Here is a 16692-nt window from a genome sequence, read left to right on the forward strand (position 1 = left end):
GAACGCCATCACAATACGTGATGGCGTTTTTGATATAAAAATGGGAACTTAGAGTAGTGTACAAGTATCAACGAGTTTTCATCCCTTATTCGGAGGTACGCGCTTTTTGCCTTGTTTCAATTAAAGTGAATACTTCATCCATGTCGAGAGAAAACATATTGCTTTCATTTGTTACTGGCTGGAAGTAGAATTCAAGTTTTTCTTTGCTGAACTGGTTCTCCAGTTCTGTCCACTGTTCCGTAGATAATAAGAGATATGCTAACGTGTCGTTGCCTAAAGACTCCATAAACCATCGAATCTGATATCGGGGAGCAATCATTTCCTGCATCGCCCGAATCGCGCTGTCTCGATCAGTCCGATCATCGGCGAACGGAATTGTATGCTTTCGATCGTTCGAACTTAACACAATATCAACGCCTCTCGGCTTGTCGATGTCGATGATCTCACACTTGATCTGATCGGATTCCGGCAGTTGACCGTTGAAGTATTGGATGATGTCCCCCTCGTCTTCTCTCCAATCAATCCAGATTAATGGCTCGTGCTCAAAAAATTGTTCAACGACGTCTTCATCAGAAGAATGTTGCAAGACATGGATAATTGGTTGCAGCGTACTCATGATCATCCCATCCCTTATTCGAAGTTTATATATACTCTATATTATCTTATAGGGTGGGCAGGTCTGAATAGGGCAACGGACATACTTCTTTTCGGAGATAGGACCATTTCTCATCATTTAATTCGATGCTATGCTAGTATGGAGTTATGTTTTTAGTTTTCTTAAGTATAGAGATAGGTCAATTATACATATGGAGGTAATACAGTTTGAGTACTCACTATTATTTCAGTTGGTTTAATGATGTTTTTCCAGAGAAACTGGTCGAACGATTGCAAGAGGATATCACAGATAGAAAATCGCTTGTGATGATCAGCGCTAAGCCGTCTGATTATGAAGGAGAGCAAGTGAACTTTGAGGATATTACGGAATGGACCTGGTTAACTCAGGCTAACCTGATTTTTGATGAATATCACTTCATTGATTATCGTATGCAGAAAGAAGAGGCTCATCAGTTGATTCGGAACGCGTCTGTCATTTTTATGTGTGGAGGATATCCTGTTCAGCAGCATGAGTTTTTGGCGGAATATGAACTATCCGATATGATTAAGAACAGTAATGCCATTATCATCGGTGCTAGTGCAGGTGCATTAAATATGGCTGCAAAATGGATATCTTCGAGTTACGATACCCCTAAGGCTGAAACAACGACGATTTATGAGGGTTTGAGCTTTGATCATTTTGCGTATGAATCTCATTCTAGGCGCGACTATGGCGTGTTTGTTAAAGGATACCTGTTTCCACTATCTGAACAGATGAATGTGTATGCGGCAGAGCAGGAGAGTGCTATTCGTGTAAAGGATGGTAAGCTTGATATCTTAGGCCCTGTATATTTAATTTCCGGATCTAAGATCCAGAAATTGATTGAAACACTCTGAGAATCGCCTGAACAATCTCTTCATTCATTAACTGGATAGTGGCTGGATTCTTCCCCGTAGACTTTTGGTGTAGGCCATGTTTCCATCGGTCGTGATGACGGCGGCTTCGATATGTTTCATTTGATTCACTTTATGAATAATGGAGGCCGCATCTAACCCGAATAATTCTGTCGTATAGATGTCACAGTCGAGTGATCTATCCGCAATAATGGTCAAAGAAGCGACATTACTTACGATGGGATAACCTGTTTTGCTACTAAAGATATGATGGTACTGCTGTCCTTTCTTTTGTAAAACACGCTCGTATATGCCTGAGGTAACGACGGATTGCTCCCTGATACTGACGAGTGCTGCTGCATTGCCTCTGGGTAAAAAGGGATTCTGTATTCCCACATTCCAGTGACTCGAACCCGAAGGGGAGTCCCCATGAACAAGCACATTTCCGCCCATATCGACCATAGCTGAGATTACTCCGTTTTTCTTGAAGAAGGCCATCACCTGATCGGCAAAATAACCTTTAGCGATGGCTCCCAGGTCGATCTCCATCCCCTTTTTTAATAAATGTACGGTCTGGTGCTCATCATTGAGCTGTATATGTTCAGGCTTTAAGAGCGCCAGTACCTTCTTAATCTCTGCATCCTCTGGCACCTGTGCCTCGCGGAAACCGATTCTCCACAATTTGATCAACGGGCCAATCGCAATATTTAAAAAAGAATCTTCCTCCAGGCTATGTTCTTTGCCTATCTTGATGAGATCATACAGCTCCCTGTCGACTTGAAGCGGTTGGGAGGCGGCTTCTTGCTTCAACATCGCGAGCTGTGAGTGATCACTGTTGGCGCTAAACACTTTCTCGTAACGGAACAGCATATTCTCTGCTTCCTGCGCGAGCTCTTCTGCATCCTCCCCCTCGATAAATAGAGAAATCTTAGTTCCCATGAGAGGGATCATTTTCGTAAAAGTATTCATGCGGATCTCCTCCTACACTGCACATTGTTGTCCATGATTCAGAAATGTATGGATAAGGTCATGATCCACATTAGACAGCTTTCTTTCGCTATGATGTGCTATAAAATAGTCCAGACTCATCTTATCAATCGGGATCGGATAGATGTTGTATTCCGAAGCAGACTCGTCAATTCGGACACTTTCGGGAATGATCGTCAGGCCCATATTTTGTTTGGCAAGCTTCAACACTGTGTGAATTTCGTAGCTTTCCATCACGATGCTTGGTTGTATTTTGTGCACACTAAGTAATTGATCGATCTGTTTACGGACGGCAGAGCCTTTGGACGTTAAAACGAGCTGTTGACTCAGAATGGTAGCAATATCAAACGTACCCTCCGGGATGACGGCAACATTTCTTTGATACAGTTCACAGCCGCGCGGGATAACTGCCCGGTAGCTATGCTTGCCCCAACTAAATGCGTTTAGATTTGGAGAAATACTACTCGAATTTTGTCCAATCCAGAAGTCCAATTCAACATTTTGCAGCCGTTTTTCATTTTTTTCAGGCAGATCCTCTACTAGATTAATCTTATAAGCAGGATGAAGCTTTAAAAATGCAGGTAAAAAAAGGGGTATCAAATAAGAACCCAGGCTAGGCAGAATTCCGATTCGTAACACTTTGTTGCCGATATCTGATGCATATGAGATTTCTTTCATGAGCTTGGCATAGCTATGTTCGAGAGAAGTTAAATACTGATAATAGATTTTTCCCTGCTCGGTTAATCGATACGGAAGTTTGTTGCGAGTGATCAGCTCACAATCCAACTGGCTTTCGACTTTTTTGATGACCTTGGTCAGATAGGGCTGAGAAATATACAGTGATTGGGCGGCTTTGCTAAAGTTACTGTATTTCAAAAGGCTGTCGATGTAACACAAGATATCCTGTGATTCTAATTTAGACATGTCCCTCACCCTTTGTGAAAAAAATAACAAACTTTGAATTTGAGCTGATTATAACAAATTGGTTATCAAACTGCAATGAATAACTATTAGATCAATCTTCCATTCCTATGTTAGAGTTATGCCGAAAGATCGAGTCTGACTTTGACGAACATTATTTTCGAATGACAGAAAGGGGATTACCATGAATTATTTAGCTATCGTGGGTACCAATTCGGATGAATCAACGAACCGTACTCTGCTTCAATTTATGCAAAAGCATTTTGCAGATGAGGCTCAGATTGACTTGTTTGAAATTAAGGATCTACCTGCTTTTATTGAAAAAGATGAAATAGAAGATGCTGAAGTTGACATTCCTGTGAAGGTGCAAGATTTACTGGATCAGATTTCCAAAGCTAAGGGCATTATTATTGCTACTCCGGAGTACGACCATGCGATCCCTGCTGTGTTGAAAAGTGCGCTGGAATGGGTCAGTTATACCACTCAAACCTTAAAGGACAAACCTGTTCTGATCGTAGGTGCTTCCCACGGCTCGCTGGGTTCTTCCAGAGCGCAAGCGCATCTCAGACAAATTCTGGATTCACCTGAGCTTGGCGCGAGATTAATGCCTAGCAGCGAGTTTCTTTTGGGAAAATCGCAGAGTGCATTTGATCATAGTGGCAGCCTGATCAGTGCAGAGAAAGTAGCGGAGCTTGAAGAGATTTTCAGGGAGTTTGTTTTGTTTACGGAGATCACGACGGAACTGTTGTCCAAAAGAACGTTGAAGCAAAAAACGAAAAAATTTTCCTGGCAAGAGTAGGAGGCTGACTACAATGAAAATCATAGCAATCGTAGGCACTAATGCAAAGAAATCGTATAATCGCAAGCTGCTTCAGTTCATGCAAAAACAATTTGAGTCCAGAGCAGCCATTGAGATTCTCGATATTACCGATGTGCCGATGTTTAATCAATCCGATAACCAGACGAACAGTGCCATTATACAATCGTTTAATGAGAAAATTATCGCAAGTGATGGCGTCATCATTGCAACTCCAGAATATAATCATTCCATCCCTTCATCCCTTAAGAGCCTGCTCGAATGGCTTAGCTTTGAAATCCATCCGCTGGCTGGGAAGCCGGTTATGATCATTGGTGCGTCACAGGGAACGCAAGGTTCATCTCGTGCCCAGTTGCATCTTCGTCAAATTCTGGATGCACCGGGTGTTGAAGCTAATGTGATGCCAGGGTATGAGTTTTTGCTGGGGAGTGCACATAAAGCGTTTGACGAAGCAGGCAACCTGAATCATGAAGGAACGATTGATTTCTTGGAAGTATGTTTCCTGCGTTTCCTTCGTTTTGCCAAAATTTCTAATCAGTTGAATGAGGAAGAAGAGTTTACTTATAAACCGGGTGTGTATGAGGTCAATGCCATTGGTCACAGTGGGAATTTGCCGATGAAAGTGTCTTTTAGTGCAAACCGAATCGAGAGTATCGATATTGATGCAAAGGGGGAAACCGAGGGCATCGCCGATGTTGTTTTTGTAAGAATTCCGAATAAAATTATTGAAGGACAGACACTCAATGTGGATGCGCTCTCCGGTGCTTCTGAAACGAGCAATGCGGTCATCAACGGTGTTGCCAAAGCAGTTAAGCTTGCCGGCGTGAATCCGGATATTCTCAAAAGACGTGCAAAACCTGCCAGCAGCCAGATGAAAGATGATGAGGAATATACTTGTGACGTGGTCGTTGTAGGGGGAGGCGGCGCGGGTTTAAGTGCTGCTGCAACAGCTTTACAACACGGCGCAAGTGCGATTGTTCTGGAGAAATATCCAGCCGTAGGGGGCAACACGATCCGTTCGGGTGGTCCTGTTAATGCAGCTGATCCTCTATGGCAACAACAGTTTAATGAAAATCCAGGTGAAAGACAGACTATTGAGAATTTGTTAAGTACGGATGAGAACCTAATCCATCCCGAATATAGAGATGATTTCCAAGCTCTTAAAGAAGAGTTTACAGCATATCAGGAAAAGTTCGGAACACAAAAGGCGTATTTATTCGACTCTCCGCTACTTCACAGAATGCAAACGTATTTCGGGGGCAAACGAACGGATTTGAATGGCAATACGATCTATGGACAGTATGATTTGGTCAAAGTACTTACAGATCGTGCCCTGGAAAGTGTGCAATGGCTTGAAGATATCGGGGTCGAATATGATAAGAGCATCGTATTTGCTCCAGTGGGTGCCCTGTGGCGACGTGGTCATAAACCTGTCAAAAGTTATGGTTCTGCCTTTATCATCGCACTTAGCAAGTATGTAGAAGAAAATGGCGGTCAAATTATTACAGATAGTCCGGTTAAACAGCTAATCATCGAAGATGGAAAAATAGCAGGTGTTATTGCAACTGGAGTCAACGGACAGAAAATCACCGTTCATGCGAAAGCCGTTGTGCTTGCTAGTGGTGGTTTTGGTGCAAATACACAGATGCTCAAGGAATATAACACGTACTGGAGCCACATCGATGATGATATCAAAACGACGAATTCCTACGCGATGACAGGGGATGGAATATCGCTTGGCAAGAGTGCAGGCGCGGCATTAACAGGCATGGGTTTCACACAAATGATGCCTGTAGCCGATCCAGAGACTGGCGAACTGTTCAGTGGACTGCAAGTACCACCTGAGAACTTTGTCATTGTTAACAAAAAAGGTGAGCGTTTCGTTAATGAATTTTCTGGACGGGATGTCTTGACTAAAGCGGCCATCGAACAGGGAAGTTTATTTTATCTAATCGCTGACGACGAGATTAAGAAAACCGCAGCGAATACCAGCCAGGAGAAGATAGATCGGCAGGTTGAAGCGGGGACTCTGTTTAAAGCGGATACGATTGAAGAACTGGCAGTAAAAGTGGGCATGGACCCTCAGGTACTCAGAACGACAATTGATAAGTATAACTCTTATGTGGAAGCGGGCTTTGATCCCGAATTCCATAAGGATACGTTTAGTTTAAAAGTAGAAAAAGCGCCATTTTACGCTACGCCTAGAAAGCCTGCGGTTCACCATACGATGGGTGGCATCAAGATTGATACCCAAACCCGTGTATTGAATGAGAACGGCCAGCCGATTGCCCATCTATATGCTGCTGGAGAAGTGGCAGGGGGTATTCACGCAGGTAACCGTTTGGGCGGTAATGCCTTGACAGACATCTTTACGTTTGGACGAATTGCGGGTAAAACGGCTGTTGAAGAAATGAATCTTGTGGGCAATTTGAAAATAGAACGCTAGAGGTATAAATCCATCCGTAAACCACTTCCTTTTGAAGTGGTTTATTTGCTGTTTTTTCACGCTAAAAGAATAAAAAATCCGATTGGGGAAAATATATCCTTACATTGAATTTTGCTACTAGGCTGTACATTGAACGAATAAACTATTTTTCCTATTTAAGGAGCGTTCAGATGGTCGACGTTTTGGATTACCGAACGATGCCCTTCAGCACCGAACTTTCGGAGAATGTGGACATTGTTCAAACGATATACAACCATTCCACAGATATCAAAACCAGAACATTTCCGCTTGCGGGCAACAGAGAAGCGTTTATGTTGTTTATAGACGGCATGGTCAATGAATCGTTGCTGGATTTGCATGTATTGGCCCCGCTCTTGCAAGCGCGCGCAGACAATACACGTATTGATTTCGCATACATATGTTCCATAGTTAGCACAAGCCAGCTCGCCGTCGTGACAAGCTTTGAGGATCTGTTAAACCATATCGCTAACGGTTGTGTCGCACTGCTTGTAGATCAACTGCCGTTTGGTATTGCTATCGGGATTGCTGGTTGGCAGCAAAGGGGCATTGAGGAGCCAGCAGCAGAATCGATTATCCGCGGGCCAAGAGAAGGTTTTACAGAGACACTCAGTGTAAACACTTCGATGCTACGCCGCAAAATTAAAGACCCTTCTCTAAAATTAGATCCGTTTCAGGTTGGGCGATATACAAAAACGTCGGTACTTGTTGTTCATATTGACGGCATTGCTAGCCATGCATTAGTTGAAGAGGTTCACAGCCGCATCAAGAGAATTGATATTGACGGTGTGCTGGAAAGTGGTTATATCGAGGGATTGATCGAGGATCACCCCTATTCTCCGTTCCCGCAGATTCAGGTTACAGAGCGACCGGATGTAGTCAGCGCTTCTCTCCTTGAAGGGAAAATCGGCATCATGGTGGATGGCACACCATTCTGTCTCATTGCCCCGACGACTTTCTTTGCGATGTTACAATCACCGGAAGACTATTACCAACGTTATGTCATAAGCAGTTTCATTCGCTGGCTGCGATTTTTGTTCCTGATTATTTCGCTGGTGCTGCCTTCTCTTTACGTAGCCATTTTGACATTTCACCAGGAAATGGTGCCCACCTCATTGTTGCTTAGTATCGCGAAGTCACGGGAAGAGATTCCGTTTCCTGCGTTGATTGAAGCGTTGCTCATGGAGGTTTCCTTCGAGGCACTGCGAGAAGCTGGCGTACGTTTGCCCAAACAGGTCGGCTCCGCCGTCAGTATCGTTGGCGCGCTTGTTATTGGACAGGCAGCGACCTCAGCTGGTCTTGTTTCTTCCCCAATGGTTATGGTGGTTGCCATTACCGGTATCGCATCTTTTTTGCTGCCACAATATAGCGCGGGTATCGCTATTCGTCTGTTACGTTTTCCGATTATGTTTCTGTCAGGAATGTTTGGACTGCTCGGTCTGATGCTTGGCGTCATCGCCATCATTATTCATCTATGTTCCTTACGCTCGCTCGGTGTTCCCTATCTTCAGCCCCTTGCGCCAATGAAGTGGAGTGAAATGCTCGACAGCTTCATGGTGTCGCCAATATGGGCTAATCTCAAGAGACCAAGTTTGACAGGGCGAAAAAATGCAATTCGGCAACCCTCCAATAACCGTCCGGATCAAGAGGATGAAGGAGCCTCGCCATGAAGCCGTCGATGCGTTATTTTTGTCTAACGTTGGTTGTTCTATTATTCTTTCCGCTGCTGGCTGGATGTTGGGATCGTAAGGAGATCAATGATCTTGCGCTTGTAACGGGTGTAGCCATTGATAAGGCAAGTGACAACTCGATTGAAGTCAGTGTCCAGATATTTATCCCACAAGGTTCAACACAGAGCAGTCAGTCTGGAGGAGAAGCAACGGGTGGAAGTGGCACAACGTTTGTGCAATCCGCTCAAGGTGTCAATATAGCAGATGCTCTAGCCCAATTGCAGATGAAGTTTTCGCGCAAAATTTTCTGGGGGCATTCCGAAGTCTATTTATTTGGTGCAGAAAAGGTAGAGCAGGGCTTAAAGGATGATTTAGACTTCCTCATGCGGGATTCCGAGCCGCGCGAGCGCGCTTTTACTTTTGTCACCAAGGGAAAGGCCAGAGAAGTATTAGAAAAACATTCGATTCTGGAACGAAATACGTCTGAAGTTTTGCGTGAGATGGCCGTCAACAAAACGAGCATCAACTCGTCGATGGCACATTTAATGGAGATGCTGGAGGATGAGAGTAGAGCGGCTTTACTCCCTTGGGTCGAGATATTACAAGCTTCGGGACAAGATGACCCATCCAAAGGCATTGGTTACATTAACGGAACAGCGATCATGCACAACCATAAGTTGGTAGGTGTAGCGGATAACCGAATCACTCGTGGTATCTTGTGGGCTGTAGATGAGATGAATAATGCGATCATTACAATTCGCCCCGAGCATTCGAAGGGAACCATATCGGTGCAACTGTTGAGAAATCGATCCAAGATTATACCGATGTACAAAAATGGAGAGTGGTCTATCAGAATTGATGTGAATTGCAAAAATCAGTTAATTCAGAACACAACAGAGACTAACATTGATCAGAGCATTGATAGCTTGGAGAATATTGAAAAACAGTTGGAGGAAAATATTGAAGAACGTATTCACTTGGCGATCCATGAAGCTAAAACCAAATATAAAGCGGATATTTTTAATTTTGCTGGTGCATTTCACCGTAAATATCCCGTTTTGTGGAAAAAACATGAGAAGGAATGGGACACTATTTTTTCAGAACTCAAAATTACAGTAAATGCACAAGCGGATATTTTGCGTCCAGGCATGTTCAATACCCAACAGAAACAATAGGGAGAGGAGTGTCTTCATGTACAAGGAAAAAATCAGTGGTAATCAGGTTTTTTGGCTGATTTCCACGATGCAGATTGGTATGACCATCCTGCTTACGATTAATCCGTCCATTGCTGTTGCCAAGCAGGATGCCTGGATTTCCATATTACTCTCCAGTATGTTTTCCGTAGGACTTGCCTATGTGCTGACACGTATAAGCATTATGTATCCCAATGAGTCTCTTATCAGCTATGCACCTAAAATTATGGGCAAGTTTCTAGGGCATGTGATTATTTTGATCTATGTATTATATTGGTTTACGGTGCTAGGGATTATCTTGCGACAGTACGGCGATTTTATGATTGGCACCATCCTTCAATTGACGCCAGTCATCATCCCTATTATCGGCATGCTTATTGTTGCGGCTTATGTAACGTATGCGGGTATCGAGGTCTTGGCCAGATGCAGCGAGGTACTGGGCCCTCTCATCTTGCTTGGTATTATGGTGCCCTTGCTCCTCAATATTTCCCAAATCCAACTTGATAACCTGCAACCGATTATTATGGACAATACGTTTTCCGTGTTGCTTAAGGGAGCATTGCCAACAGCCTCATTCCTAGGCGATAATATATTGCTCATGATGATTCTCCCCTTTGTGGCTGATCCACGAAAAGGGGTGAGGGGTGCTCTTTTAGGTTCTGTTGTAGCTGGTCTCTTCACGTTACTTTCAGCGATGCAATGTATTGCTATCTTTGGTTATTCTACGGCATCCAGACAGACCTATCCGTTTCTTAATCTGGTACGTTTTATTTCCTTTGGTTTCCTGCAAAATCTCGATGCGATCGTCGTTGCGATCTGGATCATGGGGATTTTTATTAAGGTGTCTTTATATCTGTTTGCAGCATCTTACGGGACTGCCCAGTGGCTAGGGGTTAAACGTTGGCGGAGCTTCATCTTTATCGCATCTCCAATTGCCATCATACTATCTATGCTGCCACGGAACTTTGTGGATAGCTCTATTCTTTTTCCGAAGCTTGTAGCCGTACCGTTTAACCTGCCCGTTGTTTTTATTCTACTTCCTCTGTTGTTGTGGATTGTGGCAATGATTCGTAACAGGCAGAACAAGGGGGTGTGAGAGGATATAAATGGAGTTCCCCCTGAAATAATCATCGTGATGATGCTGTAGTGTATCCGATGGATCGCAGGGGGATTTGGTTTGGAAAATATGATTATGGTGTAGCCTGTTCAGCAGTTGCAGGTGCCGTGGTTTTGCGAACAAGTCCCGGAAGTGATCTCAAATAGAAGAAACTAACGGCGACTGTGCATATAGCGAGTGTCAGATGAAGCCATGTCACATTGATCCACACAGGGAAAGCCAAGCTGATCGTTCCGAGTGCCAGAGAATGGCCCAGCATCATAACGGGTTCAATGAGTGAATTCACACGTCCCATATTCTGAGGCGGAACAAGTTCCGGAAGCCAGCTACCAAGTGCAATGTTGATAGGAGCAATGGCGATCCCTGCCAGCAGAATAATAACGAAATAAAGCTCCACACGAGGTACGAGGCCCAATCCTGCCAGGAACAGGCTTGCTAGAAATAGACAAGTGATCAGAATGGGAGTTCTTGTGTAACGCCGAATCAGAATGGGACCCAAAATACTGCCGATTAAGAAACCAATCCCCATAAAGACAGTGACAAGGGATGAATGGACAACATACTGATCCGGGCTAAGTTTGTACTTCATTGAAAAGATTGGAAGGACGGAAAAAACTCCGTTAACTATACCAAAAAACATGAATCCACTAATTAAAATCAGCAGAAGCCGGTTATGTATAATATATTGAAGCCCCTGCCAGAAGTCTTTGATGACAAGAGAAAATCGCAGATCACGTACACGGTTTTTTCCGTTCGGCATGCGTGCCTGTTCGGGAAATTTGGCCCAGGCGAGAAGGAAACCAGATAACAGGAAGCTGCACAAATCCACGATAATAGCTCCCTCGATACCAATGAAATGGTATGCCGTTGCTCCCAGACTCAGTCCAAAAAGCATAAATACACCTGAGATGATCTGAATAAGTCCAGATGCGTGAACGTACTGATCTGGACCGATGCTACCTTGGAGAAGTCCCATTTCGGCCGGTCCAAAAAACTTGGAAATGGAACTACGCAGAAAAAGAATCAGAAAGCACATAAACAACACGTCATAGTGAACAAAAAGTAGCAATAACAAGGTTAACAAAGCTCTGATCCAGTCACTGTATGTAGCAATATGTTTACGATCAAAACGGTCTGCGACGACTCCAACAATCCAGAAAACGGCTAAGGTTGGAAGGGAATACATAAGCTCTGCCATACTGGCCAAAGACGGCTGGTTACTGAAACGATCCACCATATAATAAGCGAACGCCATATTTCCAACGACATTTCCCAGCTGCGAAGTGAAGGTTGCCAGAAAGAGTTTCAAGAAAGTTGGATTACGGAAAAGTTCCTGCATTAGTTTTCCTCCGAATGGTCAGGTTCGTGAATCATTACGGGGTGTAACAGTGTTTTCAGATACGAGAGCAACGCCTCAAACTGCATGCTTGTTTTAGCCTTTTCGGTACCTACCGTGATGGAGTGTGTCATGATTCCTTCCTGATACGATGCAGCGAGTCTGGAAATGTCCATCACGTCCATGTCAGTCGAGAATTCTCCTCGCTCTAAGCCGATCCGAATTAAGGTTGCGAACTGTGCAACACCCGAATTGTAGCGCTCAATCAGTAAGTTCCGGCGCTCTTCATCGCGTGAGCCAATCAGAGAGTATTCATAGAAAGCAGATTGTAGTCCCGCATTTGGGAAACGAAGCAGATCCTCTAATTGCTGCGTATAGAGATCCTGGATAATTTTCCAGATGGATGACGAAGAGTGAATCAATGTTTCGATGTGTTCTTTGTACCGCATATCTTGCCAATGAAGCAGTGCCTCGAAGATTTCTTCTTTGCTTTGATAATATAGATAGATCCAGCCTCTGCTCATACCGGCCTCTTCGACGATATCTTTTAGCGTTGTTGCCCCATAACCCTTGTATTCAAATGCACGTTTCGCTGCTTCAAGAATTTGCAAAGTCCTTAGTTCCTTCTGATCGTCGGATAACTTTGGAGACATCGGATCAATTCCTCCTTTTCTTAAAAATGAATCACGATTTATTATAATATAAATGACATGTGGTTCATTTTGCAATGGGTAAAAAAAATAAATTGATCTGTTTAAGGCAGTGTTGATATAATGTGTTTAAATGTAAATAAATTGTATTATAATCCTTAAATTTCAATTATGATTAGATGATTAAAGCATGTAACAACCTAAATTGAACATCGAATATTGTCGAATATCTGGTTCTGAGGGGGATGTTATGCATACGGCACTGCTGTTTCCAGGTCAGGGATCGCAATATATAGGCATGGGACAAGAGCTGTTTTCCAGTTCCATAGTAGCCAAAAGAACGTTTGAAGAGGCCTCAGAGATCTTGGGATACAGCGTATCGAACCTTTGTTTTCAAGGAAGTTTGGCAGAGCTAACCCGGACCGATTACGCACAGCCGTGTATTTTGACGGTTAGCATCGCTGCCTTTCGTGTGTTAATGGAGAGAATGGAACGTGAGCCAGTCTATCTGGCAGGGCACAGTCTTGGAGAAATTACGGCGCTTACTGCTTCGGGAGCATTACATTTTGCAGATGCCATTCGCCTTGTCCGTTATAGAGGCATGTTGATGCGAGATGCCCAGAAGAATAAAGCTGGCTCCATGATGGCTATCTATGGGCTTGCTTCTCAAGTCATTGAGAAGGAATGCCTAGAGCCTGAATATCGAGGCTTGGTGGTCATTTCCAATCTGAACTCCAGTCGCCAAACTGTCGTTTCCGGTCAAGTGAATGCGCTTACAAAGATAAAAGAACGCTTTATTGACTTAGGAGGTCATGTTACATCGCTCCAGGTGGGCGGTGCCTTCCATAGCCCATTCATGAAGAATGCGGCCATGCAATTGTATGATGAACTTGGTCGTATCCCTTTTCATTCCATGCGCTATTCCGTGCTTTCCAATGTTACAGCACTTCCTTATCCTTCAGTGACTTGCATCCCCTCTTTTTTGTCGGAACAAATGGTAGAAAGAGTCCGCTGGCAGGGGTGTGTGCAATTCCTAATGGAGAGGCAGGTTAACAACCTGATCGAGGTTGGACCAGGCAGCGTGTTAAGTAATATGTTGCGGAGAGAGAAGCTTGATGCATGTATGATCCAGTCTATAGACACAAAGGAGAATCTGCAGAAGCTGATAAATGAGAGGACGCCTAAGGGGACCGGAGCAATCTCCTATGCCCGTTATTTAAAGGCGGCACTTTGCACCAAAAACTACAATATTCACGGGGAAACTTCGGATTATCTGGAAGAGGTCGCGGGGCCGTTTCGGGAACTGGAGCAGCTTGCTAGGGCAGGCGATGTTGCAGGCGGTAATGCTAAAGCACTCGAAGCGTTACATCACATTTTGGATTGTAAGATGACTCCTGCTTTACAACGGGGAGATATTCTCAGTCATATAGCTGAAGAAGGAGTGGTTCGGCATGTTTAGCACACTCAATGAGGCCCTGAATCATCACACTGTTCTGGAAGAGCGAGGGATCACCTTTGTTGAAGGGGAATCCCAGAGCGAATTTTGCAACTTTGCGGAGCTTTATCGGTCCTCAATGTCTGCTCTGCATCTTCTAAGGAAGAACGGAGTAAATGAAGGATCTGAAGTAATTTTGCAGTTGGATAACACCCGTGAATTCCTCGTTATTTTCTGGGCATGTCTGCTGGGTGGGTTCATCCCTGTTCCATTGACGGTGAGTAAAAATGAAGAATCGCTGGCCAAAACGTTACGTGTAACCGGTGTTCTGAACCGTCCCTTTATTGTAGCGGAATCGCGGCATGTGGAAGAACTTCATGAGCATCTGTCCCGCATTCCAGATCGAAATTGTGCTCTACTGAATATCCAGGATCTGATAAACCAGAACCTGGAACATCAAGAGCAACCTATTTCTGTCCACCCTGACGATGTTGCCTTTATTCAGTTTTCTTCGGGTACAACGGGAGAACCCAAAGGTGTGAAACTGACACATCGCAAACTTCTCGCGAACATTTATGATCTGGAAGAACGTTTGGGAGCCACCTCAGAAGATGCTTTTCTAAATTGGATGCCACTGACTCACGACCTCGGCATGATTATGTTCCATTTGCTCCCGCTGGTGGCCGGGTTGAATCAGTATCAGATGCCAACATGGCTTTTTATAAGACGACCTGTTCTCTGGCTGCAATCCGCCAGCCACTTCAAGGCAACAATGCTCGCTTCGCCTAATTTCGGAATCAAGTATTTCTTAAACGCGTATCACAAAGCTGCGAACCAGCGCTCTTTTGATTGGAATTTGACTCCAATTAAAGCGATCGTGAACGGTGCAGAACCTATCGATGTGGACGCATGTCGACAATTTTTAGATGAGATGGCCGTTTTTGGACTTGACGGGAAATCGATGAAAATGGGATATGGCATGGCTGAAGCTTGTGTGGCGGTATGTATTCAGGAGCAGAGCGAAGCGTTCACAACGTATTATGTCCGTAGAGATACGCTCAGTATCGGGGACCAGGCCGTTTTTCTATCAAGTGAGGATGAAGCAGGGCTGGCACTCTCTGGAACGGGAACCCCGTTACGAAGTAGTCAGGTAAGAATTTGTGATGATTCTGGTCGTACGCTCTCCAAGGGGTATATCGGATATATTCAGATCAAGGGTGCAAATATTACAGACGGATACTATAACAACGAAGAAGCGACCAACAAACTTTTTACGCCGGACGAGTGGGCTCATACAGGTGATCTGGGCTTTCTAATCCATAATCATCTGGTGTTTACGGGGAGAACCAAGGACATCATCATCATTAACGGCTCCAACTATTATCCCTATGATATTGAACGCATTGCAGAGGAATGTACGGATCTGAAAATCAAACGAATGATTGCTTGTGGAGTGTATAACGAAGCTACAGGCACGGAAGAGGTTGTATTGTTTGTCTTGTACAGAGACAAGCTGGAAGAATTCGGACGTCACGCGGATCAGATTCGCAGACACATAAACCATGTGATGGGTATTCATGTAAGTGTTATTCTACCGATTTCCAAGATACATCAAACGACCAGCGGCAAGTTACAGCGTTACAAATATATTGAAAAATACAAAGAAGGAGCATTTCAGAAAGTCGCAGACGAACTAAGCAAATGGCAGGAAATGCGGGAACAGGAAGCGCTGGTGCATAGGCCTGAAGATGCGACACAGCAAGCGCTGTTTGAAATATGGAGCAAGCTGCTTGGCAAGAAATATTTCGGAGTCCATGACAGCTTTTTCGAGATAGGTGGAACTTCGATTCTTGTTATTCAGATGCTTGAGGAAGTAGACCTTCTATATCCGGATGTCATCACACTAACTGATATTTTTGCCTACCCTTCTGTGGAACAGCTTGCACAGCTAATTTCCAGTTCAGATGGATTGTCAAAAAAGGAGATACAGCTCCAAGCAGTTCAGTTGGAAGCGCCGTACTTCGAAGCGGAGTGGAGCGGAGCAGAGAATCAGTACCGTATGGTGATGTCCTCGTCGCAACGAGATCGATTCCAAACATTTTGTCACGAGTTGCAAGTTGCAGACGAAGCGGTATGGCTTGCCCTTTTTTCGAACGCTATTTATGAAATATCGACCGGACCTAAAGTGACTGTGCATACTATGATGGACGGCAAGGGCTGGATTGTACCTTTTCACGTGGATTTTGCGCAAGTTGAAAGTATAGAAGATTTGCTCGTCCTGGCTGGTGCGAAGAAAAAAGTGGGCGAAGCAGAAGTATACCACACGAGAGATATTGAAAGACATGTGACTCGCATTGAACCTGGATATGTCCGCTGCCTGTTCGCACAAAAAGGGTGGTTGCATACAGAAGATGCCCTTCATAACGTATTTGACATGATCATGGAGTGGGAGGACTTAAAAGATACATCAGAGCTCTTTTTCCGCTACAACCCTTCCAGAATGAACGGGGTTCTTATGAAAGAGTTGTTCCAGACAGTCGCGGACTCCATTGAGTCTCTACTGAGTGTTGATAGGTTACCAACATTTCGGTATCACAGTAAGTGAGAAGGGGAG

13 protein-coding genes are annotated in these 16692 nt (G+C 44.2%); 8 read left to right on the top strand and 5 right to left on the bottom strand.

Going from position 1 to position 16692, the window contains the following annotated elements; genetic code table 11:
• Positions 1 to 85: 85 nt before the first annotated feature.
• Positions 86 to 616 (bottom strand): hypothetical protein, encoded by a 531-nt coding sequence (locus H7T88_RS00825; protein WP_221786475.1) that lies wholly within the window; start codon positions 614 to 616, stop codon positions 86 to 88.
• Between the two features lie 206 nt (positions 617 to 822).
• Between H7T88_RS00825 and H7T88_RS00830 the strand changes: the two genes are divergently transcribed.
• Positions 823 to 1491 carry a Type 1 glutamine amidotransferase-like domain-containing protein gene (locus H7T88_RS00830; protein WP_221786476.1) on the top strand — a complete coding sequence of 223 codons (669 nt, stop codon included), beginning with the start codon at positions 823 to 825 and terminating at the stop codon, positions 1489 to 1491.
• Positions 1492 to 1518: 27 nt separating this feature from the next.
• Here H7T88_RS00830 and H7T88_RS00835 read toward each other — a convergent pair whose 3' ends face one another.
• Both H7T88_RS00835 and H7T88_RS00840 read right to left on the bottom strand, forming a co-directional pair.
• On the bottom strand, positions 1519 to 2457 hold the full coding sequence (locus H7T88_RS00835) for an FAD:protein FMN transferase (protein WP_221786477.1): 939 nt from the start codon (positions 2455 to 2457) through the stop codon (positions 1519 to 1521).
• A 12-nt stretch (positions 2458 to 2469) separates the two neighbouring features.
• Positions 2470 to 3399, bottom strand: coding sequence for a LysR family transcriptional regulator (locus H7T88_RS00840; RefSeq protein WP_221786478.1), 930 nt, complete (start codon positions 3397 to 3399; stop codon positions 2470 to 2472).
• A gap of 181 nt (positions 3400 to 3580) precedes the next feature.
• On the opposite strand from H7T88_RS00840, the gene crdA reads away from it, so the two are divergent.
• From crdA to H7T88_RS00865, 5 genes are all read left to right on the top strand, one after another.
• Positions 3581 to 4195, top strand: a complete 615-nt coding sequence (gene crdA, locus H7T88_RS00845) for an NADH:(hydroxy)cinnamate reductase subunit CrdA (protein WP_221786479.1) — start codon at positions 3581 to 3583, stop codon at positions 4193 to 4195.
• A 13-nt stretch (positions 4196 to 4208) separates the two neighbouring features.
• Entirely contained in the window at positions 4209 to 6659 is a 2451-nt protein-coding gene (gene crdB, locus H7T88_RS00850) for an NADH:(hydroxy)cinnamate reductase subunit CrdB (RefSeq protein WP_221786480.1), read from the top strand.
• Between the two features lie 170 nt (positions 6660 to 6829).
• The gene (locus H7T88_RS00855) at positions 6830 to 8347 is read left to right on the top strand and encodes a spore germination protein (protein WP_221786481.1); all 1518 of its coding nucleotides are present in this window, start codon (positions 6830 to 6832) and stop codon (positions 8345 to 8347) included.
• The gene (locus H7T88_RS00860; protein ID WP_221786482.1) at positions 8344 to 9522 is read left to right on the top strand and encodes a Ger(x)C family spore germination protein; all 1179 of its coding nucleotides are present in this window, start codon (positions 8344 to 8346) and stop codon (positions 9520 to 9522) included. The genes H7T88_RS00855 and H7T88_RS00860 overlap by 4 nt, the downstream gene beginning before the upstream one ends.
• A 16-nt stretch (positions 9523 to 9538) precedes the next feature.
• Positions 9539 to 10636, top strand: a complete 1098-nt coding sequence (locus H7T88_RS00865) for a GerAB/ArcD/ProY family transporter (protein WP_221786483.1) — start codon at positions 9539 to 9541, stop codon at positions 10634 to 10636.
• Between the two features lie 94 nt (positions 10637 to 10730).
• Here H7T88_RS00865 and H7T88_RS00870 read toward each other — a convergent pair whose 3' ends face one another.
• Together H7T88_RS00870 and H7T88_RS00875 are read right to left on the bottom strand one after the other, a co-directional pair.
• A complete protein-coding gene (locus tag H7T88_RS00870) occupies positions 10731 to 11996 on the bottom strand; it encodes an MFS transporter (RefSeq protein ID WP_154886693.1) in 1266 nt (421 codons plus the stop codon).
• On the bottom strand, positions 11996 to 12646 hold the full coding sequence (locus H7T88_RS00875) for a TetR/AcrR family transcriptional regulator (RefSeq protein ID WP_221786484.1): 651 nt from the start codon (positions 12644 to 12646) through the stop codon (positions 11996 to 11998). The genes H7T88_RS00870 and H7T88_RS00875 overlap by 1 nt, the downstream gene beginning before the upstream one ends.
• A gap of 247 nt (positions 12647 to 12893) precedes the next feature.
• Here H7T88_RS00875 and fabD point away from each other — a divergent pair, with 247 nt between their 5' ends.
• A complete protein-coding gene (gene fabD / locus H7T88_RS00880; protein ID WP_221786485.1) occupies positions 12894 to 14102 on the top strand; it encodes an ACP S-malonyltransferase in 1209 nt (402 codons plus the stop codon).
• Positions 14095 to 16683, top strand: coding sequence for an AMP-binding protein (locus H7T88_RS00885; protein WP_221786486.1), 2589 nt, complete (start codon positions 14095 to 14097; stop codon positions 16681 to 16683). Before fabD ends, H7T88_RS00885 begins: the two co-directional genes overlap by 8 nt.
• Positions 16684 to 16692 lie beyond the last annotated feature (9 nt).

It is taken from the genome of Paenibacillus cucumis (ex Kampfer et al. 2016), from assembly GCF_019748695.1.
GTDB lineage: Bacteria > Bacillota > Bacilli > Paenibacillales > Paenibacillaceae > Paenibacillus > Paenibacillus polysaccharolyticus.